This window comes from Flavobacterium sp. 40-81, assembly GCF_001898245.1.
Classification (GTDB): domain Bacteria; phylum Bacteroidota; class Bacteroidia; order Flavobacteriales; family Flavobacteriaceae; genus Flavobacterium; species Flavobacterium inviolabile.
The window spans coordinates 75,455-92,731 of sequence record NZ_MKTM01000010.1 but is presented as its reverse complement, the minus strand read 5'-3'; the positions used below and the strand labels follow the sequence as shown (position 1 = coordinate 92,731).

General features: G+C 43.5%; 13 protein-coding genes and 2 tRNA genes. 2 read left to right on the top strand and 13 right to left on the bottom strand.

What is annotated here, in order from left to right:
- Nucleotides 1–35 precede the first annotated feature (35 nt).
- Nucleotides 36–980 carry an L-threonine 3-dehydrogenase gene (locus BGO42_RS03310; RefSeq protein WP_177731157.1) on the top strand — a complete coding sequence of 315 codons (945 nt, stop codon included), beginning with the start codon at nucleotides 36–38 and terminating at the stop codon, nucleotides 978–980.
- A gap of 48 nt (nucleotides 981–1,028) precedes the next feature.
- On the opposite strand, the gene BGO42_RS03305 is transcribed toward BGO42_RS03310, so the two are convergent.
- The 9 genes from BGO42_RS03305 to BGO42_RS03265 form a co-directional block, all read right to left on the bottom strand.
- A complete protein-coding gene (locus BGO42_RS03305) occupies nucleotides 1,029–1,595 on the bottom strand; it encodes a globin family protein (protein ID WP_177731159.1) in 567 nt (188 codons plus the stop codon).
- Between the two features lie 17 nt (nucleotides 1,596–1,612).
- Nucleotides 1,613–2,047, bottom strand: coding sequence for a hypothetical protein (locus tag BGO42_RS03300; RefSeq protein ID WP_177731161.1), 435 nt, complete (start codon nucleotides 2,045–2,047; stop codon nucleotides 1,613–1,615).
- 133 nt (nucleotides 2,048–2,180) lie between these two features.
- The gene (gene wrbA, locus BGO42_RS03295; protein ID WP_273245992.1) at nucleotides 2,181–3,341 is read right to left on the bottom strand and encodes an NAD(P)H:quinone oxidoreductase; all 1,161 of its coding nucleotides are present in this window, start codon (nucleotides 3,339–3,341) and stop codon (nucleotides 2,181–2,183) included.
- 121 nt (nucleotides 3,342–3,462) lie between these two features.
- Nucleotides 3,463–3,975 (bottom strand): nuclear transport factor 2 family protein, encoded by a 513-nt coding sequence (locus BGO42_RS03290; RefSeq protein ID WP_177731165.1) that lies wholly within the window; start codon nucleotides 3,973–3,975, stop codon nucleotides 3,463–3,465.
- 3 nt (nucleotides 3,976–3,978) lie between these two features.
- The gene (locus tag BGO42_RS03285) at nucleotides 3,979–5,280 is read right to left on the bottom strand and encodes an NAD-dependent succinate-semialdehyde dehydrogenase (protein WP_273245994.1); all 1,302 of its coding nucleotides are present in this window, start codon (nucleotides 5,278–5,280) and stop codon (nucleotides 3,979–3,981) included.
- A 125-nt stretch (nucleotides 5,281–5,405) separates the two neighbouring features.
- The gene (locus BGO42_RS03280) at nucleotides 5,406–5,612 is read right to left on the bottom strand and encodes a YgaP family membrane protein (protein ID WP_177731169.1); all 207 of its coding nucleotides are present in this window, start codon (nucleotides 5,610–5,612) and stop codon (nucleotides 5,406–5,408) included.
- 21 nt (nucleotides 5,613–5,633) lie between these two features.
- A complete protein-coding gene (gene trxA, locus BGO42_RS03275; RefSeq protein ID WP_177731171.1) occupies nucleotides 5,634–5,933 on the bottom strand; it encodes a thioredoxin in 300 nt (99 codons plus the stop codon).
- Between the two features lie 36 nt (nucleotides 5,934–5,969).
- Nucleotides 5,970–6,167: a hypothetical protein gene (locus BGO42_RS03270; protein ID WP_177731173.1), complete on the bottom strand. Its 198-nt coding sequence runs from the start codon at nucleotides 6,165–6,167 to the stop codon at nucleotides 5,970–5,972.
- 138 nt (nucleotides 6,168–6,305) lie between these two features.
- Nucleotides 6,306–13,016 carry a T9SS type B sorting domain-containing protein gene (locus tag BGO42_RS03265; RefSeq protein WP_273245995.1) on the bottom strand — a complete coding sequence of 2,237 codons (6,711 nt, stop codon included), beginning with the start codon at nucleotides 13,014–13,016 and terminating at the stop codon, nucleotides 6,306–6,308.
- A gap of 231 nt (nucleotides 13,017–13,247) precedes the next feature.
- On the opposite strand from BGO42_RS03265, the gene BGO42_RS03260 reads away from it, so the two are divergent.
- Entirely contained in the window at nucleotides 13,248–13,583 is a 336-nt protein-coding gene (locus tag BGO42_RS03260) for a winged helix-turn-helix transcriptional regulator (RefSeq protein ID WP_177731177.1), read from the top strand.
- 77 nt (nucleotides 13,584–13,660) lie between these two features.
- Here BGO42_RS03260 and BGO42_RS03255 read toward each other — a convergent pair.
- From BGO42_RS03255 to BGO42_RS03240, 4 genes are all read right to left on the bottom strand, one after another.
- A tRNA-Asn gene (locus BGO42_RS03255) sits at nucleotides 13,661–13,734 on the bottom strand.
- A gap of 74 nt (nucleotides 13,735–13,808) precedes the next feature.
- A tRNA-Asn gene (locus BGO42_RS03250) sits at nucleotides 13,809–13,882 on the bottom strand.
- Nucleotides 13,883–13,953: 71 nt separating this feature from the next.
- Entirely contained in the window at nucleotides 13,954–15,279 is a 1,326-nt protein-coding gene (gene rseP, locus BGO42_RS03245) for an RIP metalloprotease RseP (RefSeq protein WP_273245997.1), read from the bottom strand.
- Nucleotides 15,280–15,356: 77 nt separating this feature from the next.
- Nucleotides 15,357–17,270, bottom strand: coding sequence for a M1 family metallopeptidase (locus BGO42_RS03240; protein WP_273245998.1), 1,914 nt, complete (start codon nucleotides 17,268–17,270; stop codon nucleotides 15,357–15,359).
- Between the last annotated feature and the right edge of the window lie 7 nt (nucleotides 17,271–17,277).

Here is a 17,277-nt window from a genome sequence, read left to right as displayed (position 1 = left end):
CTATCTTTGTCAAAAATATAGCTACGCAAATAAATATGAATACAACAATTTTAATTATTGGTGCTTGTGGTCAGATCGGGTCTGAACTTACCGTGAAATTGCGCCAGATATACGGAAATGATAATGTAATTGCTTCCGATATCAGAAAAGGGACACAGGATTTTGTCGCTACAGGACCTTTCGAAGTGGTAAACGCAATGGACTTTAATCAGATTGAAGAAGTTGTTGAAAAATATAAAGTAGACGAAGTGTATTTAATGGCAGCATTGCTTTCGGCTACAGCCGAAAAAAATCCTGCTTTTGCATGGGACCTGAATATGAATTCGTTGTTTCATGTTTTAAATCTGGCGAAAGCTGAAAAAATTAAAAAAGTATTCTGGCCATCCAGTATTGCGGTTTTCGGGCCGACTACGCCAAGAATTGATACACCGCAGTATACAGTTATGGAACCGTCTACCGTTTATGGAATTTCAAAACAAACGGGAGAAAGATGGTGTGAATATTACCACCAGAAATATGGGGTGGATGTGAGAAGCATCCGTTATCCGGGCTTGATTTCGTGGACCACACCACCCGGTGGAGGCACTACAGATTATGCGGTGGATATTTACTACAAAGCCCTGGAAAATAAAAGCTATACCTGTTTCCTTTCGGAAGAAACCGCTTTGCCAATGATGTATATGGACGATGCAATAAAAGCAACGATCAGCATCATGCAGGCTCCGGCAGCAGACGTGAAAGTGCGTTCTTCCTACAACCTTTCGGCGATGAGCTTTACACCAAAAGAAATTGCCGCTTCGATACAAAAACACATCCCGGAATTTACAATTGATTACAATCCTGATTTCCGTCAGGCAATTGCAGACAGCTGGCCGGCAAGTATTGACGATAGTTACGCCAGAAAAGACTGGGGTTGGCAACACGACTTTGACCTGGAAAAAATGACAGCCGTAATGCTGGAAAACCTTGCTAAAAAATAATAAAAAAACGCTACCTTATTCCGGTAGCGTTTTTCATTTAAAACAAACTTACTGTTGCACTACCTGCGGTCGTAGTGACTCTAAAACGACCCCAACCTCACCAATAAGGTCGTTGGGAACGCTGTTCTTTTGTGCACCAATCACAACATCGCCAATAAACTTGTCCATGTCGGCATTGTTAGCCTTCATTGCCATTCTCGGGTTTGTTGCCGGATTGTGTGCGTCTGTCATGTTTAAACCGGTATAAGAGAAATTTTTGGCACCTGTGCCCACGCAAAAGAAATCGGTTAGATTTTTACTCAGTATCGCCAGATTGGTTGTATTTCCGGAACCAACTTCCGAAAGTAATGTGGCAAAATAAGGCTGTAATTGCGGATCGGCAGCAATTACAAAAATAGTACTGTCCACTACAGAGCGCAATCCCAAACGGCCCTGTTCGATCATTTGCCCGGAGTTTCTCGGATCGGCAACCATGGTTGTCCCTCCTAATTTTTGATAAAGCGTTGGTGGTGTAACGGGTGTAGGCGTATCATCATTATCGTTGCTACAGGCATAGAAAGCCGATAGGCCAACCAGAAGAAGCCCTGCTAATGTTAGTTTTGAATAGATTTTCATAATAATTTATTTTATAGTTAATTAAAAAGTTTTTGTATTCCGTGTGAAAAACGATAAGAGAAAGAATTGCGGTCCATAACAGGGCAGCCGGAATTTTTCATTTGATCCGTAACAACAAAGCGTTCTGCTTTATAATTTCCTTTTTCCAGAAGGGCATCAAAAGCTTTCTGAGAATCAACTTTATTCAGGTTGTGGGTATATACCAGTATGCCGTCCTTAATGTTGAAATAGGTGTTTTCAACACCGTCAATACTTCGCAGCTGGGCATTGATAACTTTGGCTTTTGCCGAATCAATGGGTTCTTTAAAATCAATACGGCTTAACTGTAAACTCATATTGTCATAGCTTTTTGGAGTAACCATCAGGATGTGGACTACCAGTGTGATAAAAAGCAGTGCAATAATCCCGAATAAGCCGCCTGCTATCCATTTAACTTTTTTGTTGATTTTCATAGCGCAGTTCGTTTATAAGTTTGTTAGGTTTATGTACGGGAAAAAAAGGACTATGGTTTTAAAAAAAATGAAATAAAAAAAAACGGACACTTTTATCGGTGTCCGGTTGGTTGTATCGGGATGTTTTTCTGAGCTATTCTATTTCAAATATTGCCTGGATTTCAACAGCTGAATTTACAGGCAAAGAGGCTGCGCCAATGGTTGCCCGGGCATGTTTGCCTTTTTCTCCGAAAACCGTTGCTGTAAGATCGGAAGCGGCATTCATGATGGCAGCATGCTGTGTATATTCGGGAGTGGTATTGAAAAAACCGGTTAATTGCACACATTGTTTTACCCTGTTCAAATCACCGCCGCAGGCATCTTTAAGCACGGCAATAACATTCAGCATTGTTTGGTATGTGGCTTCTTTAGCCTGTTCTTCGGTTACCGTCATGCCAATTTTTCCGGGATTTACGATTTTCCCGTCTTTCAGTGCCACCTGATTAATGTAAACTTTATGATCGGAAATTACATAAGGCACATAATTGCCTACCGGTTTAGGTGCTTCGGGTATGCTGATTTTGTTTTCTCTCAGGGTTTTGTTCACATCCGGAGCGGTATTGCCGGAAGTGGCAGGCTGTTTTTTAACGGAAGTAAAAACTTTTAAGGCGCTTGCTGTTTTGGCTAAGGCCTGTCCCTGTTCTTTAGCCAAAGCCAGTTCGCTTGCCGAAGGACGGGTTCCGTTTGCACCGCTTAAGGATGACGCACCGAAAGGAGTATTTCCCTGCGGAACGGTTTTGTCTGTTTTATCGGAAGCCATTAATCCGGTTGGGATAATTACCATGCCGTGCATCGAGAGGATGTTCCAGAAAGACTGAATGGCGGCTTCCCTGCCCGATCCGGATCCGGCAGACATGAATACCGTTGCCGGTTTGCCTTCCAGACTTCTGTCGGTCCATATCGGGATGCTTTTGCTGAAAAAGTAGCTCATATCGGCACTTACATTAGCAAAATGCACCGGACTTCCGAATGCGATTCCGTCATAAGCCGGAAGTTCGTCAATGGTAGCAACCGCTAATCTGGCTACTTCCGGACTTAGTTTCGCTTTTTCATCAATTGAAGGAACTCTTTTTATCGTCACCTTTGTATCCGGAAAGGATTTGGCCCCTTCGGCTATGGTTTGTGCCAGTTTGTAGGTTCCTCCGTTCTGGGAATGAATTAAAACCAGGATGTTTGTTTCTTTAGTTTGTGCATTCATTTTTATCGGGTTTAAAACCATTGTGAAAGCCATACAGATAAAAAAGATGTTCTTCATGATAGATAAATAAAAGAGCACCAAAAACAAGACCGGATGCCGGATACCATTATCCGGTGTAACGCTGTTTGCATGCTCTGGTTTGAGGATGCAAAATTAAATTTAAAAAAAAGGAAAATAGTTATTGTTTTCTTAATTGATTGACCAGTTTGTCTTCAAGAGCACTTTTAGCCTTTACCACTTCGGTAATGTTGTCATTAGGTACGGTCATGGACAGTACATAGTGTTTGATTTTCCATTGCCCTTCGGTTTTAACCATAACACCGGAGCCCCTGCATATCTTCATTTGCGTGTCCAGCAGCTCATCAAACCAGGCTAACGAAAGGTCTTCGTTAAAATAAATATGGCGTTCCAATGGCGTAAAATTCCAGGCTTTTCCTCTTTCAAAAAACGGTTTGGCAAATTTCTGAAAAGCGGTTTTGTCCCAGTTCTCGGTAGCATCGGTACCGATAAATATGGCATCGTCCGTTAATTCATTGAAATAATCGTCATAGTTGGCTTCTGCCGCCGCTTTGTGCCAATCGTCGAGTGTGGTGCCGATTTCCTGTTTTTCTTCGTTAACGGTTTCCTCGCTGGGTTTCATGCAGGAGGTGAAAAGAGCGGTAGCCGCCAGTATTGTTATTACTTTTTGCATGGTTTAATTATTTATAAGTACTGTTTTGATGTTTACAAATTCCCGTATTCCCTCTTCGGAAAGTTCCCTTCCGTAACCGGATTTTTTGACACCGCCAAACGGTAACCGCGGGTCGGATTTTATCATCTCGTTAAGGAATACGGCACCTTCTTCAAAAGCGGGTATTTTGGTTTTGATAAAAGGGATGTTCTGTGTGAAAACGGAGACGCCCAGCCCGAACTGGGAGTTGTTGCTGATTTTTATAGCGTCTTCAATCGTATCGAAAGTGATTATGGTCGCGACAGGTCCGAATACTTCTTCGTTAAAAACCGGCATCTCTGCTGTGATGTTGGTCACTATGGTCGGTTCAAAATAGGCATCATTGCGATGACCGCCCAAGACTACTTTGGCCCCCATGGCAATGGATCGGTTAAGCTGTTCTTCCACTTCCTGTGCTAAATCGGCTCTGGCCATCGGACCTACCTGTGTTGCGGGATCCATCGGGTCGCCCATTTTTAGCTGGCTCACAGCAAGGATATATTTTTCTAAAAAGGATTCGTAGATGTTTTTTTGGATCAGGAAACGTTTTCCGGCAATACAGCTTTGTCCGGCATTTTGCATGCGGGCATTTACCGCAATACTAACCGCTTTGTCCAGATCGGCATCTTCACAAACAATAAAAGCGTTGCTTCCGCCTAATTCCAGTAATGATTTTTTCAGGTGTTTCGCCGCTTCCGTGGCAACGGAAATTCCGGCGTTTTCACTTCCGGTTAAGGAAACCGCTTTAACATGCGGGTTGGCAATAACTGCGGCAACTTCCTTGCTGGAAATAGGCAGGTTCTGATAGATGCCAACCGGGAAGTTGCTTTTGGTGAAAAGTGTTTCGAGCAGCTGTGCCGTTTCCGGAACGTTGCTGGCGTGTTTTAAAACAATCGTGTTTCCGGCAATTATGGACGGAACGGCAAACCGGAAAACCTGCCAGAAAGGAAAGTTCCAGGGCATTACGCCAAGTAGCACGCCTAAGGGCTCATAGGTTGCATAACTTTCTGCGGCTTCTGTTTTTATAATCCTGTCCTGCAAAAAAGCAGCTGCATTTTCTATATAGTAATCACATAGTACCCCGCATTTTTCTACTTCGGCAACCGCCTGCGTAATGGGTTTGCCCATTTCTGCCGTGATCATTTCGGCATATTGACGCTTGTTGTCCAAAAGGGTTGTTTTCAGTTGCCGGATACAGGCTATGCGTTCGGTTATGTTTACCGTTTTCCAGTGTGAGAATGCCTGTGCTGCAGTATTTATTTTTTCAGAAGTGATTTCAGAAGTCATCCGTATCTTTAATTATGGTCTATTAGTAAAGATACTTATTTTGAAAAGAATGTGGTGTTAAAAATAGCAGGTGTGTTTTAACATTTCCTGTTTTAGAAAGCATTTCCAAAAGATATTGCTGCGGTTTAAGACTTCAGTTTCCGGGTGTTGGTTTTGAAAAAGGAATAAATGGGACAAAAATTAATTACACCCGTAAGCAGTAAAAACAGCCCGATGGCTAACAGTATATAGCCAAAAGTTCCGGTTACGATTTCTGTGGAAACCAGTAAGGACAGGATAATGGCAACGGTGATACGGATGATTTTGTCGATGTTACCGATATTTTTTTTCATGGTTATAAAGGTTTAGGGGGCTTAACTTTTATGAGAATTGATAACGGAAATAAGCGCATCTTTTGTGATTATTCCGGAATGCCGCCAAAGCTGCCTGCCTTCTTTGAAGAGCAGCATGGTCGGGACGCTTTTTATCTGGTATTTTGCAGCGAGGTCCTGATTTTTGTCAATATCGATCTTGAGGATATGAGCGGTATCGCCCAATACAGCTTTTGCTTCTTTTAACACCGGAGCTAATGCGGTACAAGGCTGGCACCAGGTTGCAAAAAAGTCAATTAAAACAGGTTCTTTCCTATTGGTTATTTCAGAAAAAGTGCTCATAAATCATCTTTTTTAATTAAGCATTGCGTGTTAACGTTATTGTTTTCTCCTTTTGTATGGAAGGGTGCAATATTGCGACTGGCATCCGAAATTAAATAATGCCTGGAACAGAAAGAAAAGCGCAAACAACCCGAATATCCAATGGTTGCTGTCATAAGCAGTATAGCCTAAAAACAAGGCAATGGCAAGACGGAAGAACCGCATAAAATGCCAGTTCTGGAATGTGTTTTTCATGATAAATGTTCCTTTTGACTTATAAATTTACGAAAAAAAAACGGAGATAAGATGTAACTTTTGTTACATAAATGAAGTTAGCCGAAATAAAACAAGGTTATTTCGGCTAATTTTTATAGCTGATCCGGGCATCCGGACCTATCTTTTCATGGCAAAATGGGAGCGGAATTCCTTCTCTTCCCCATTTTCAATGTATTTTACTGAAAACCAATAATCGGTTGAAGGAAGCGGTGCGCCATTATAAGTCCCGTCCCATCCTTTTCCTCCCGGAAAGAGCTGTTTCAGGAATTTTCCATAGCGGTCAAAGATGTACACTTTAGCGTTTGGCTGCCCTTTAATTCCGGCGATATGCCAGGTGTCATTATAGCCGTCGCCGTTCGGGGTGAAAAATTTGTCATAATCGAGGACTACCACTTCTATTCGGGTAGGATTACAGCCGTTATTGTCATGAACGAGTAGGGTATGTGTTCCGGCAGCTACATTCTCAAAAACCGGCGAAGCCTGTATCGGTTCCTCGTTTAGCTGATAGCTGTAATTTCCGGCACCCGTAGCGTGGATGATGATGTTGATAATGTCATTAAAAGAATATTCTACCCGTGCGGTCGCGATAGCCGGTTCCGAATGTCCGACTACGGCTTCTGCCGGAACCGATTCGCATCCTGTTGCGGTATGTGTGGCCACTACAAAATAATGACCGGGTTGTGTTGCTTCCAGCGCGGTGCCGGTTTGGCCCGGTATCAGTACGGTTCCGTTGTACCACTCAAAAGTATGGGTTGTGGCACTCAATCCTGAATGGATAATATGGCTGCTCAGAACGGCTCCGGTAACCGGATTGTAGCACACAAAACCATCGTTTGGCACCGGTTCGGGCAGGCGGTTGACTTTTATATTAAAGCTTGTTTCGGCAGCACATTTCCCGACCGTATTTTCATGAACGACCCTTACATATATTATCTGCGGATTGGATTCGTTTTCAAAAGCAGCCGGATTGCTAATCGGGATATTGGCATTGAGGTTTGCCAAACCGGAGTAATAATGAATCGAATAATCCGGATTGTTAGCCTGATACGGACCTAAGATCACCGGATCTAATGCGGTTAAATCAAAAACGGTGTGACCATTGTTAGTGCCATCGGCATCGCATACGGTTGTAGCATGAACGGGCGGTTTTGTAGCCGTTGGACTGGTTTCGGCAATCAGTTGTAATGTCGTGGTGCTGATACAGCCGGTCAGGTTGTTTTGAATGCTTACCCAAAGTAACCGGCTCGTGCTTATAAAAATTGCAGGCAGCGGATTTACTGCCAGTGCCGCATCACTTTCCGCAAGGTGATAGTTCACGGTAAACGTATTTGGGTTTTGTCCGGCTAAAGCGGCTTCATCTTTTGTATGTAAGGTAAAAGTGGCTTTTCCGTCATTGGTATTGATACAGCTGTAATAATCGCTGATGCTGCCGGCTGCCGGCAAAGGATGTACAATGAGCTTTTGCTCGATAATAACAGCACAATCGGTAAGCGTACTCACCGGATTTGTCGTAACCCTGATCCAGACACTTGCGGTGGCCGTTTCATGGCTTGTTGGATTGGCGATGCTGTTGGAACCGTTATTGGCGTCACTTTCGGTGAGGTGATAGGTGATCAGGTCGGTACTGCCGTTTAAAACATAAGCGGCATTTGTAGTCAGATCAAAAACTTCTTTCAGATCCCCGGGATTATTATCGTCGCAGGACTCCAGCGGAACGGGATGAATGTTCGGATTGGGAAGCGGGATAATGTGTGCCGTTAAGGACGTTACGGAAAAACAACCGTGGCTGTCTTCAAAGCGAACCCATATTGTTTGCTGCGGTTGCGTTAGCAGGTATGCAGTTGCGGATAGCTGATCGGCAATTAACGCGGCATTGGCGCCAGCCTCGGTAGCATAACAGCTGATGGTGTAGCTGGACGGATTGCTGTGCAGCAGGTTGTAATAGTCTGATATGTTGATGACTTCCGTGCCATTCCTGTCGAAATCACAGCGGCTTATTGTTTGAGGAGTCAGTATAATGGCTGGCGGATTGATAAAATGAAGTTCTTTTACAAGGCTGCATCCGGTTGCAATATTCCTGATTTTTACGAAAAGCGGTGTCGCAAAATTTGAAAATATATAATGCTGCGGATCGGTTATGCTGTTTGTGCCGGCATTGGCATCCGAAGAAGACAGATAGAACTCGAGTGCTAAAGCCGCTGGATCATAGGCAGGAAGCAGGTCGTAGATGGTCTGGGTTAAGTCAACCTGTTCTGTTCCGTCGGCATTGTTATCGCAAAGTGTTATCGGATTGGGTAAAGAATATTCTTCGTAAAACGGATTTAAGGTTATGGTTGCCCAATTGTCGCAATGGGTGTTTGGCGCAGACAGCCTTACATAGACCGGATTCGAATTGGGTAGCGGATTAGGGTAGGCGCCGGGATTGGCAATCGGGTTGGTATTCGACTGCAAATCGGCAATAGCAGAAAAATACTGGAATTGAATTCCCGGCTGGGCAGTGATAAGCCCTTCAGCTGTTGTTAAATCAAAGGTTTCTATACCGTTGTTATCCGTATCACATTCTGTAAGGATTACGGTATCTGTTAACAATGGTACTTCCGGTTTGTGTTCCAGCGTAACCGTTTTTGTTTTACTGCAATTATTGCTGTTGGTACCTTTTACATAAATGATTTCAGGGAAATCATTCGGATCAATAGTATAGTTGGTAATATTCGTAATGGCATTGCTATTGCTGGCAGCATCGGCCGCATTTAAAAAATACTGGAAGCTGTAAGGCATCGGATTTTCGACTACAGTGGCATTAAGCAGTGTTAAATCAATGGTGTACAAACCATCTAAATTATCATCACAGACATCGTAGGTGCTGTTCACGAATTTTGGCAGGTTGTAAATCTGAAGTTCCAGCGTTTTAACCGTGTAGCAGCCGGTGGCAAGGTCTTCGAACCGGACATATACAAAAGAGGTCTGGCTGGCAGTTACCGGATATATATCTGGGGTTGCAATAGGATTTGCACCTGTAGCGGCATTGGCAGGAGTGTTGTGAAAGCTAATGGTATAGCCGGAAGGATTGGTAATCATATCTGGTATGGAAGCGGGTAAATTAAAAATACCGCTAAGCTCGTTTGTGACCGAAATATCACAGGCCGACTGAATAGTGTCATTGGCAGTTATTAGATCCCTTCTTTGAAAAACAATCGTTGTGATGGCAAAACAATGGGTAATGGTATTGGTGACTCTCACAAATACAGGAGGGGAAAAATTGTTTGCGTCGAATGAGGAAACGGTAAAGTTTGTCGTACTCAAATTTGGAATGGGATTCAGTTCCTGTAAGGCATCGCTATATAAATTGTAAAATGTAAAAGAAGTATTTGCAGGATTACTGATAAGCTGGTCCTGGTAGCTGTTAAGGTTAACGGCCTCGCTTCCGTCTCCGAGGTTATCACAGATAACAGCCGTTACCGGGGTTACCGCCGGAGCAGGGATTAATTGAATGGCAACGGGTACTATGCGGGCACAGGCAGCGTTTGTGCCATTGGTTATTTTTACATAAACGGTATCGTTATGCTGAATGGTGAAATCAGCCGGAATTTCGGGTGTTCCTGCCAGGGCATCGATCATGTTCTCGAAATACTGATAGGTGTAGAGCAGGTAATTGGAAGTGATCTGAGGGTTAAAAACAGCCATGTCGGCAATGGTTTCGCTGTTGTCGTTTTCGAAATCACAGGTTGTGACCACAGAATTGACCGTTAGCGGGAACGACAGTATGGCAACGTTGATCGGGACGATTCTTTCGCAGCCGGTAACCGTGTTCTTTAAATAGAGGTAAATACTACCGGTAACACCTAAAATAGAAGTGTCGTAAACAAAGGTATCCCAGTCGGGTAAAATTTCGTAAACCGGATCGTTGTTTTGAGCAGCGGTCAGGCTGGTGTATAGTTTTTTGATAATCGGTTCCAAAGGGTTTTCGATAATAACGGAAGCAACAACCTGATTCAGGTTGTCAAAAAGAACCTGTCCGTCATTGTCCGTATCGCAAATTTCAACCACACCAATCGGGTTGGTAGCCACGGAATTAAAGAAACCGAAATTTACCTGCTGTATGGTCGGGCATTCATTCGGAGCCGTTGCCGGATCTTCTTCAATTCTTACCCATACAACGGTCATTGGGTTTATCGGATAGTTTGCCGGGGAATTGATGAGGTTGGTCTGGTTGAAAGCACCGGCTGAGGTGGTGTGGAAGCTCACTAACGGGCTGTTAAATCCGGAGGTAAGTCCCGGAATCATCGTTGTCAGGTCGTAAAGTTCGGTACCGTCTGCCCCGATATCGCAAACCTGCCGGTTAACGGGAGTTCCGATGTTAAAAGGTGTCAGGATAAAATTCAGGTCATAATTAGAGCTGCAATTATAGGACTTTACTTTTACGTATACAATCGTATTGGGGGAAGAAACCGTGATACTGGTAATCGGGTTGGTGCCGGCGTTATAGTCGGTTATGTTTGCAAAACAGCTAACGGTTTCCCCGGGATTTTCCAGTTGTATCTGGGTGATATAAGGCAGCAGGTTAACCGTTTCGTGTCCGTCGTTTAAGAGGTCACAAATGGTGTAATCCTGGTTGACATGTTTGATAAACTTAACCGGAATGACCAGCTTTATAATGCCGACAACCCCGTTAATGTCGACATAGCGTACCCATACTGCGGAAAGCGGGACAACCGGGAAAAAGCTGCTGATCTGGGTGTTGGTTAATGCTGTTGCAGGATCTTCGGTCTGGGCACCGTTTAAAGTGGTATAAAAGCCTAACGGAATAGGAAGCGGTACGATCGCGCTCATCGTACTGTTGTAAACTACATTCAGGTCGTAGGAAGGAATGGGTTCGCCTGTTTCCAGACAGGCACCAAAGTCGCCTCCGCCGCCAGTTCCACCACCGCCACCGCCTCCACCGCCACCCATGGCTTCGCAAAAGCGGATCGTTGCCGGTACTATCGTGCTGCAATAACCGGATGCATTGATCGTCATATAAAGGGTTGTTTCCGTATGCGGTGACGGAATGCTTACCAGATAATTGTTCGGATTGGCAATCGGACTGATGCCGTTCTGTGCATTATACAGCGAGGTATAATACTGGATTGTCAGCGCATTTGTATTTGCAGGACCGGTTATTATGGTTACCGGAATTGAAGTTAAGTCGAATAATTCGTGTAAATCAAAATTCGGATCGTTAATACAGAATGGGGTAATCGGAGCCAATTCCAGTTTCGGCATTATTCTCAAGGTGATTTTACGTACTGTAAAACAGCTGGGATTACTGGCGTTCACGACTCTGATGTACACGTCATAAAAGCCGGGAGGATTGTTTACGGTTATACTGGTCACAGGATTGATCCCGGCATTGGCATTGGGCAGATTATGGTAGTAGGAAACTGTCATGCCGGGCAGATAGCCGGCGATCTGGCTTGTTAAACCGGGTAAAGAAACCGGTTCGGAGCCGTCATTATTGGTGTCGCAGATGCGGATTTCCTGATCGGCTATTTGAGGTGTCTGAAATAATTTCACGGTAATCTTGCCGGTGGCATAACAGCTTCCTTTGGTTACCCTGTAATAAAAGGTGCGGGTAGTGGTGGTCATGTGAAAGGTGTCCATACCGGACAAAGCATTTGCGTTGGCATCGGCTTCCGCCTGGGTATTGTGTATTGTTTTGATAATTCCGGCTTCCGCAGGCAGTAAACCGGCAATGTCTACGATTTCATCGGGGAAAGGATTGGCGGTATCGCAAAAATTTGCAGAAATGTCCGGTGCAACGGGATAATCCAGGTCGTAGTTAATCACGATGGTATTTTCTATAGTAACGGGCGAGCAGGTGTTGTACAGCACTTTTGCATTGTAAAAAGTAGAATAGTTGGGCGGTATTATTTCTATTGGGTTGGCATTTCCGAGGTAGCTGCCGGCAGCATTGTACCAGGACAAGGTGGTACTGCTGGCACCACTGGGCAGAAATTGATAGGATTCATTTTGGGCGGCCCAGGTACCGGTGTTTCTTTGCGGCGGTGCGATTCCTTTTGTGCCATTGGAATTGTTAAGACCTATCAGTGAATTTCCGTTTCCGTTGGCACTGATATTTCCGGTACAGGTCAAAGGTTTGTCTTTTACATTCACCTCAACGATATTGGTTGTTTCGTTCAGGATGATCTGAAATGTGGATTTCCGGGTATTCGTGCCATAACAGTTAAAATGGTTAACGGCATTAAAATTTACGATAAATTTTCTGAAAGGGGCTGTTCCGGTGGTCAGGTAGGTAACCGTGCCGCAGTTTTCTCCTGCAGCACAGCCAAATCCTGCCGGAATGTTGAGCATGTCCTGAAACCCTCCAAAAATGGCATTTCTGACCAATGATGGGTTGGGAGTAGTATTGATTATCGATGAAAAAGCACCTTCGGGAACGCTGCTGTCGTACCCGAAACGGACGATGCCGTTATCGCCTACGGTAACCGAATTATAGTTGTTGTTGTAGAAACAAAAGGTAAAACCCATTGGGATGGCGCTGCTCCAGGTGTCGTCTCCGCTAAATACGATAGGCGTTCCGTCGGCAAAACTGCCGGTTTGGTTGAACGGAACGCTTTCAACGGTATATTCTGTGGTGCTTTTTAAATCGGGAAAGGTTGCTGTCAGCCTGACTTTTTTGGGCGGAATAAAGTTGTAATCACAATCAATGGTTATCGTGCCAGTGGTATTGTTATGATCGGATATAATCAACTCCGGGACCTGACCGTATAGGCTTTTGGAAATAAAGCTGATAAAAATAAAAAGGAAGGTAATTGTTCTGATTTTCATTTTTGGAGTGGCTTAAAATAATGTATAGGGCTAAAGGTGTTGCAAATGTAAAGAAATGTACCGGGGAAGTGTTGGATTTTAAACAAGTGTATTAGAAATATAACTTTTTTGAGTGAAGGTGAGGGTGGCCGATGTTGTTTTGTGGGGATAATTGTTGAAAGTGGTCTGGTTGTGAAATTCAAACCGGATAATTGATTTATTTTTTATAAATTTCCGTTTAATATGAATGCAATGAGCCAGAAAAATACGATTACCGAAAAGGCAGTGGATATAGTGGAAATTTGTCCGGCACAGGAACTTTTAAAATTGCTTTCCGGTAAATGGAAACCTGAAATATTTCAATTGGCAATCGCATCCGATTTGCGGTTCAATAAGCTGTTACGCCAGATAGAAGGAACGAATAAGCAATCGCTGGCAATTGCCTTAAAAGAATTGGTTGCGGCTGGTTTGCTGGATAAAGTTGTGGTTCGGCAGAAGCCATTGCATATAGCGTATTCCCTGACGGAAAAAGGAAAATCGTTAATACCGGTCTTCAGGCAATTAGAGCAGATTGCGGTAACGCTGTAGTTTGGAATTTTCTTTATAGAAACGGAAATGTTGTAAACGAAAAAATCCCGGTATTGCTACCAGGATTTTTATTTTAGCTCCCCCTCTTGGGCTCGAACCAAGGACCCTCTGATTAACAGTCAGATGCTCTAACCAACTGAGCTAAGGAGGAAACTGTGTTTTTTTGTCAAAAAAAGAACTTATTGTTAGATATAAAAAGCCAGCGTTGAACTGGCTTTTATTTTGCTCCCCCTCTTGGGCTCGAACCAAGGACCCTCTGATTAACAGTCAGATGCTCTAACCAACTGAGCTAAGGAGGAAGGTGTGTTACCTTTATTGCGGTGCAAATATAAGTCGAAATTTTAATCTCGCAAATAAAAAATGCAAAAAATTAGAAAAATTTATCGGCAATTAACTGGTAAATATCTTTGCCGAAAGTTAAAGCCATTAAGCTCAATAAGATAATCATTCCGAAGGTTTGTACATACCCCATCGATTTTTCACTTAATTTTTTACCGGTAATCATTTCAGCAATGGTAAACAGGGCATGTCCGCCATCTAATCCCGGGATTGGCAACAAATTCATAAACGCCAAACCGATAGAAAATAGTGCGGTAAAGTTCCAGATAAACTCCCAGTTCCATTGATCCGGTAAAGCTCTTGCAATTCCAACCGGGCTTTTTACATGCTTGTAGGCTTCCGTTTTCGGACGTAAAATCAATTTGAACTGTTTTACATTGTAAACCAAAAGCTCGTAGGACTCTTTTACAGCTTCCGGGATTGCCTGAAACAACGTTAGTTTATTGATAACCTCATAGTCCAGTTTGTCTTTAAAAGCCGGGATAAAGCCTATTTTGCCGTCTTTGTCAACCAAAGTCTTTAGTGTAACCTTTTCGTTGTTGCGGATAACGGTAATGGTAACCGAATCGTTTTTGTGAGCGCTCAGGCTTTCTTTTAATTCATCAAAGAATCGGAAATCTTTATTGTCAATGGCAACCAGGTGGTCCCCTTTTTTGAATCCTGCTTTAAAAGCTTCCGATTTTGGTGCAATAGTATCAACTACAACGCTGGAAAGACGCGGCTGGATAAAATCACGGCCTTCTTTACCGATGATCTCTGCTTTTTGCGGATCGGTCAGGACGATGGTTTTCTTTTCTCCGTTTCTTTCCACTTCGATTTTATCACCCAATAAGATGTCTAAAGTCATACGGTTAAAACGATCCTGGTATTTTCCGTCAACAGCAAGGATTTTGTCGCCGTTTTTAAAACCTACATTGATTCCGGTCTCGCCAAAAGCTAGTCCATTTTTCTGAATAACTTCTGTAGCAATATATTTCTGCCCGTAAGTAACATACACCATTGTGTAGATAAACCAGGCCAGAAGAATGTTTACAATAATACCACCCAGCATAATGATTAAACGCTGCCAGGCCGGTTTAGAACGGAATTCCCAGGGCTGAGGCTCCTGTTTCATCTGATCCATATCCATACTTTCGTCTACCATTCCGGAAAGTTTTACATATCCGCCAATAGGCAGCCATCCGATTCCCCATTCTGTTTCTCCGATTTTCTTTTTTAATAAAGAGAATCCGGCATCCATGAAAAGGTAGAATTTCTCTACTCTCACTTTGAACATCTTAGCAGTAATATAATGACCGAATTCATGAAGAATAACCAATACGGATAATATGAAAAGGATTTGCCCTAATTGTATCATTTTTGAAAAACTTTTTTTATTATAAACGACAAAAGTAAGGTTTTCACCTTACTTTTTATCATGTTATTACAGATTGCCTATTTTTTTATAAAATTTTTATGAAAGACACCTTCGGAAGTACTGATTTTTAGGATATGGATGCCTTTAGCCAGTTGGCTAACGTTAATATCGCTGCTTTTTTCGGTGCTAATCAGCTGTCCTAAAGTATTGTAAATCGCTACGTTTTCCAGCTGAATATCGGTTGGCAGCTGTATCGTGATCCGATCGCTGGACGGATTGGGGTACACCGCGATTGTCTGGGCTATATCGAATGAGGCGTTTCCTAAAGTAGCCGTGTTATTCTTGGAGATGATGTTTTTCTCAGGATCAAATTCAAGAGCGGTAACACTAAACGGAACCGGAACAATAAACTCCTGCCCGTTAGTAGTGTTGTTTACGACTACATCGTGTGTTTGTGTTCCGTTTTTCAGGCGGATCGGAAGCGGCATTTCAAAAAAGCTCACGGAAGCATGCGATTGTGTTTGTGTCACTTTGATTTTTACCTGGCCGGCACCCCAGTTCTGAGCCGTAATAGTATAGGAAGGATAACCCTGGTTGTAAACCCAGTCGTTAAAGAACTCGGTAAGATTCATTCCGGAAGCTGTTTCAAGATGTGCCTGTAACTGAGAGGTTACCGCATAACCGTAAGCCAGTGCCGGGTCATTTAAATAATTGCGTAACGCCTGGAAAAAGACGGTATCGCCTAATTTGAAGCGCAGCATGTTGGTTACCATGGAGCCTTTGTTGTATGTAAGCCGGCTGCTGAAAATACGGTTGACGTTGCTTAACTGATCGTCTGTCAGGTATAAATTACCGTCAGGCTGAGCCGTGATACTGCTGATCTTATTGTCTTTCCAGGTGATGAAATCTGCGGTACTGTCCAGATTTTCCACAACCAGTCCGGCCATATATTCGGTTAAACCTTCATTCAACCAGACGTCTTTCCAGGTACCACAGGTGATTTTGTCGCCAAACCATTGGTGTGCCATTTCGTGTGCAATCAGGCTGCGGCTGAAACCGCCCATAAAAGAAACGGTCGTGTGTTCCATTCCGCCGCCCCATCCGAACTGTGCGTGTCCGTACTTTTCATTTCGGAAAGGATAAGGCCCGATAAGGGTTTCGTATAGGTTGATGATCGTTGGTGTTGGTGCTAAATTAGCCTGAACAGCAGTAGCGCTTTCCGGATAAATGTAATTTACAATCGGGAAAGTGTTTGGTGCAATACCGCCAAGCTGATTGTATATCTGATAATTGGTTACCGCAATGGCAATCAGGTAGGCCGGAATAGGGTAGCTGTGGTGAAAATGCGTTGTTTTGGTTCCGCCGGTATTGGTTGTGCTGGAAACCTGTAGTCCGTTTGATACGCTCACATATTGGGAAGGAGCGGTGATATACACGTCAATGCTGTTGGCTTTGTCGTTAAGATCCTGCTTGCAGGGCCACCAGTCTTTGGCGCCGTAAGGTTCGGATAAGGTCCATAAAATAGGTGTGCCGGAATGGGAACTGGTTGTAAAAGCAGCATTCTCACCGGATGGTGCGCCGGAATAGGTTATTTTTACGGAACTTGCAGCGCCGGTAGCCAGTGTGGACGGTAACGTGATTACCAGTTCGTCGTTTGCATTTTGTGTAAAGGTTAAGGTTGTATTTCCTTGTTTAACGCTGCTCACTGTTAATTCATTGGTTAAATCAAAAGTGATGGTATTCATGTTTTGCTTGGCAATAAAATCGGTAGTGACTACTCCCGAAATAAAATAATTGGCAGGATTAACGGTGAATTCCAGCTTATGATAGGTAATGTCATAGTTTTGAGTATTGGCATTGGCAGCAAAGCTCATCGTGTTGGAAGCGGCTTTCATTTCGGCTTCCACCATGCTGGAGAACACTTCTTCTTCGGTTTGGGCAAAAGAAAATGTGGTTGCTAATAATGCAAAAATTAAGAGGTGTTTTTTCATATACTTT

Coding starts and splice junctions, on each gene's coding strand:
- BGO42_RS03310 (WP_177731157.1), top strand. CDS start 36: ATGAATACAACAATTTTAATTATTGGTGCTTGTGGTCAGATCGGGTCT.
- BGO42_RS03305 (WP_177731159.1), bottom strand. CDS start 1,595: ATGAAAATCTATTCAAAACTAACATTAGCAGGGCTTCTTCTGGTTGGC.
- BGO42_RS03300 (WP_177731161.1), bottom strand. CDS start 2,047: ATGAAAATCAACAAAAAAGTTAAATGGATAGCAGGCGGCTTATTCGGG.
- wrbA (WP_273245992.1), bottom strand. CDS start 3,341: ATGAAGAACATCTTTTTTATCTGTATGGCTTTCACAATGGTTTTAAAC.
- BGO42_RS03290 (WP_177731165.1), bottom strand. CDS start 3,975: ATGCAAAAAGTAATAACAATACTGGCGGCTACCGCTCTTTTCACCTCC.
- BGO42_RS03285 (WP_273245994.1), bottom strand. CDS start 5,280: ATGACTTCTGAAATCACTTCTGAAAAAATAAATACTGCAGCACAGGCA.
- BGO42_RS03280 (WP_177731169.1), bottom strand. CDS start 5,612: ATGAAAAAAAATATCGGTAACATCGACAAAATCATCCGTATCACCGTT.
- trxA (WP_177731171.1), bottom strand. CDS start 5,933: ATGAGCACTTTTTCTGAAATAACCAATAGGAAAGAACCTGTTTTAATT.
- BGO42_RS03270 (WP_177731173.1), bottom strand. CDS start 6,167: ATGAAAAACACATTCCAGAACTGGCATTTTATGCGGTTCTTCCGTCTT.
- BGO42_RS03265 (WP_273245995.1), bottom strand. CDS start 13,016: ATGAAAATCAGAACAATTACCTTCCTTTTTATTTTTATCAGCTTTATT.
- BGO42_RS03260 (WP_177731177.1), top strand. CDS start 13,248: ATGAGCCAGAAAAATACGATTACCGAAAAGGCAGTGGATATAGTGGAA.
- rseP (WP_273245997.1), bottom strand. CDS start 15,279: ATGATACAATTAGGGCAAATCCTTTTCATATTATCCGTATTGGTTATT.
- BGO42_RS03240 (WP_273245998.1), bottom strand. CDS start 17,270: ATGAAAAAACACCTCTTAATTTTTGCATTATTAGCAACCACATTTTCT.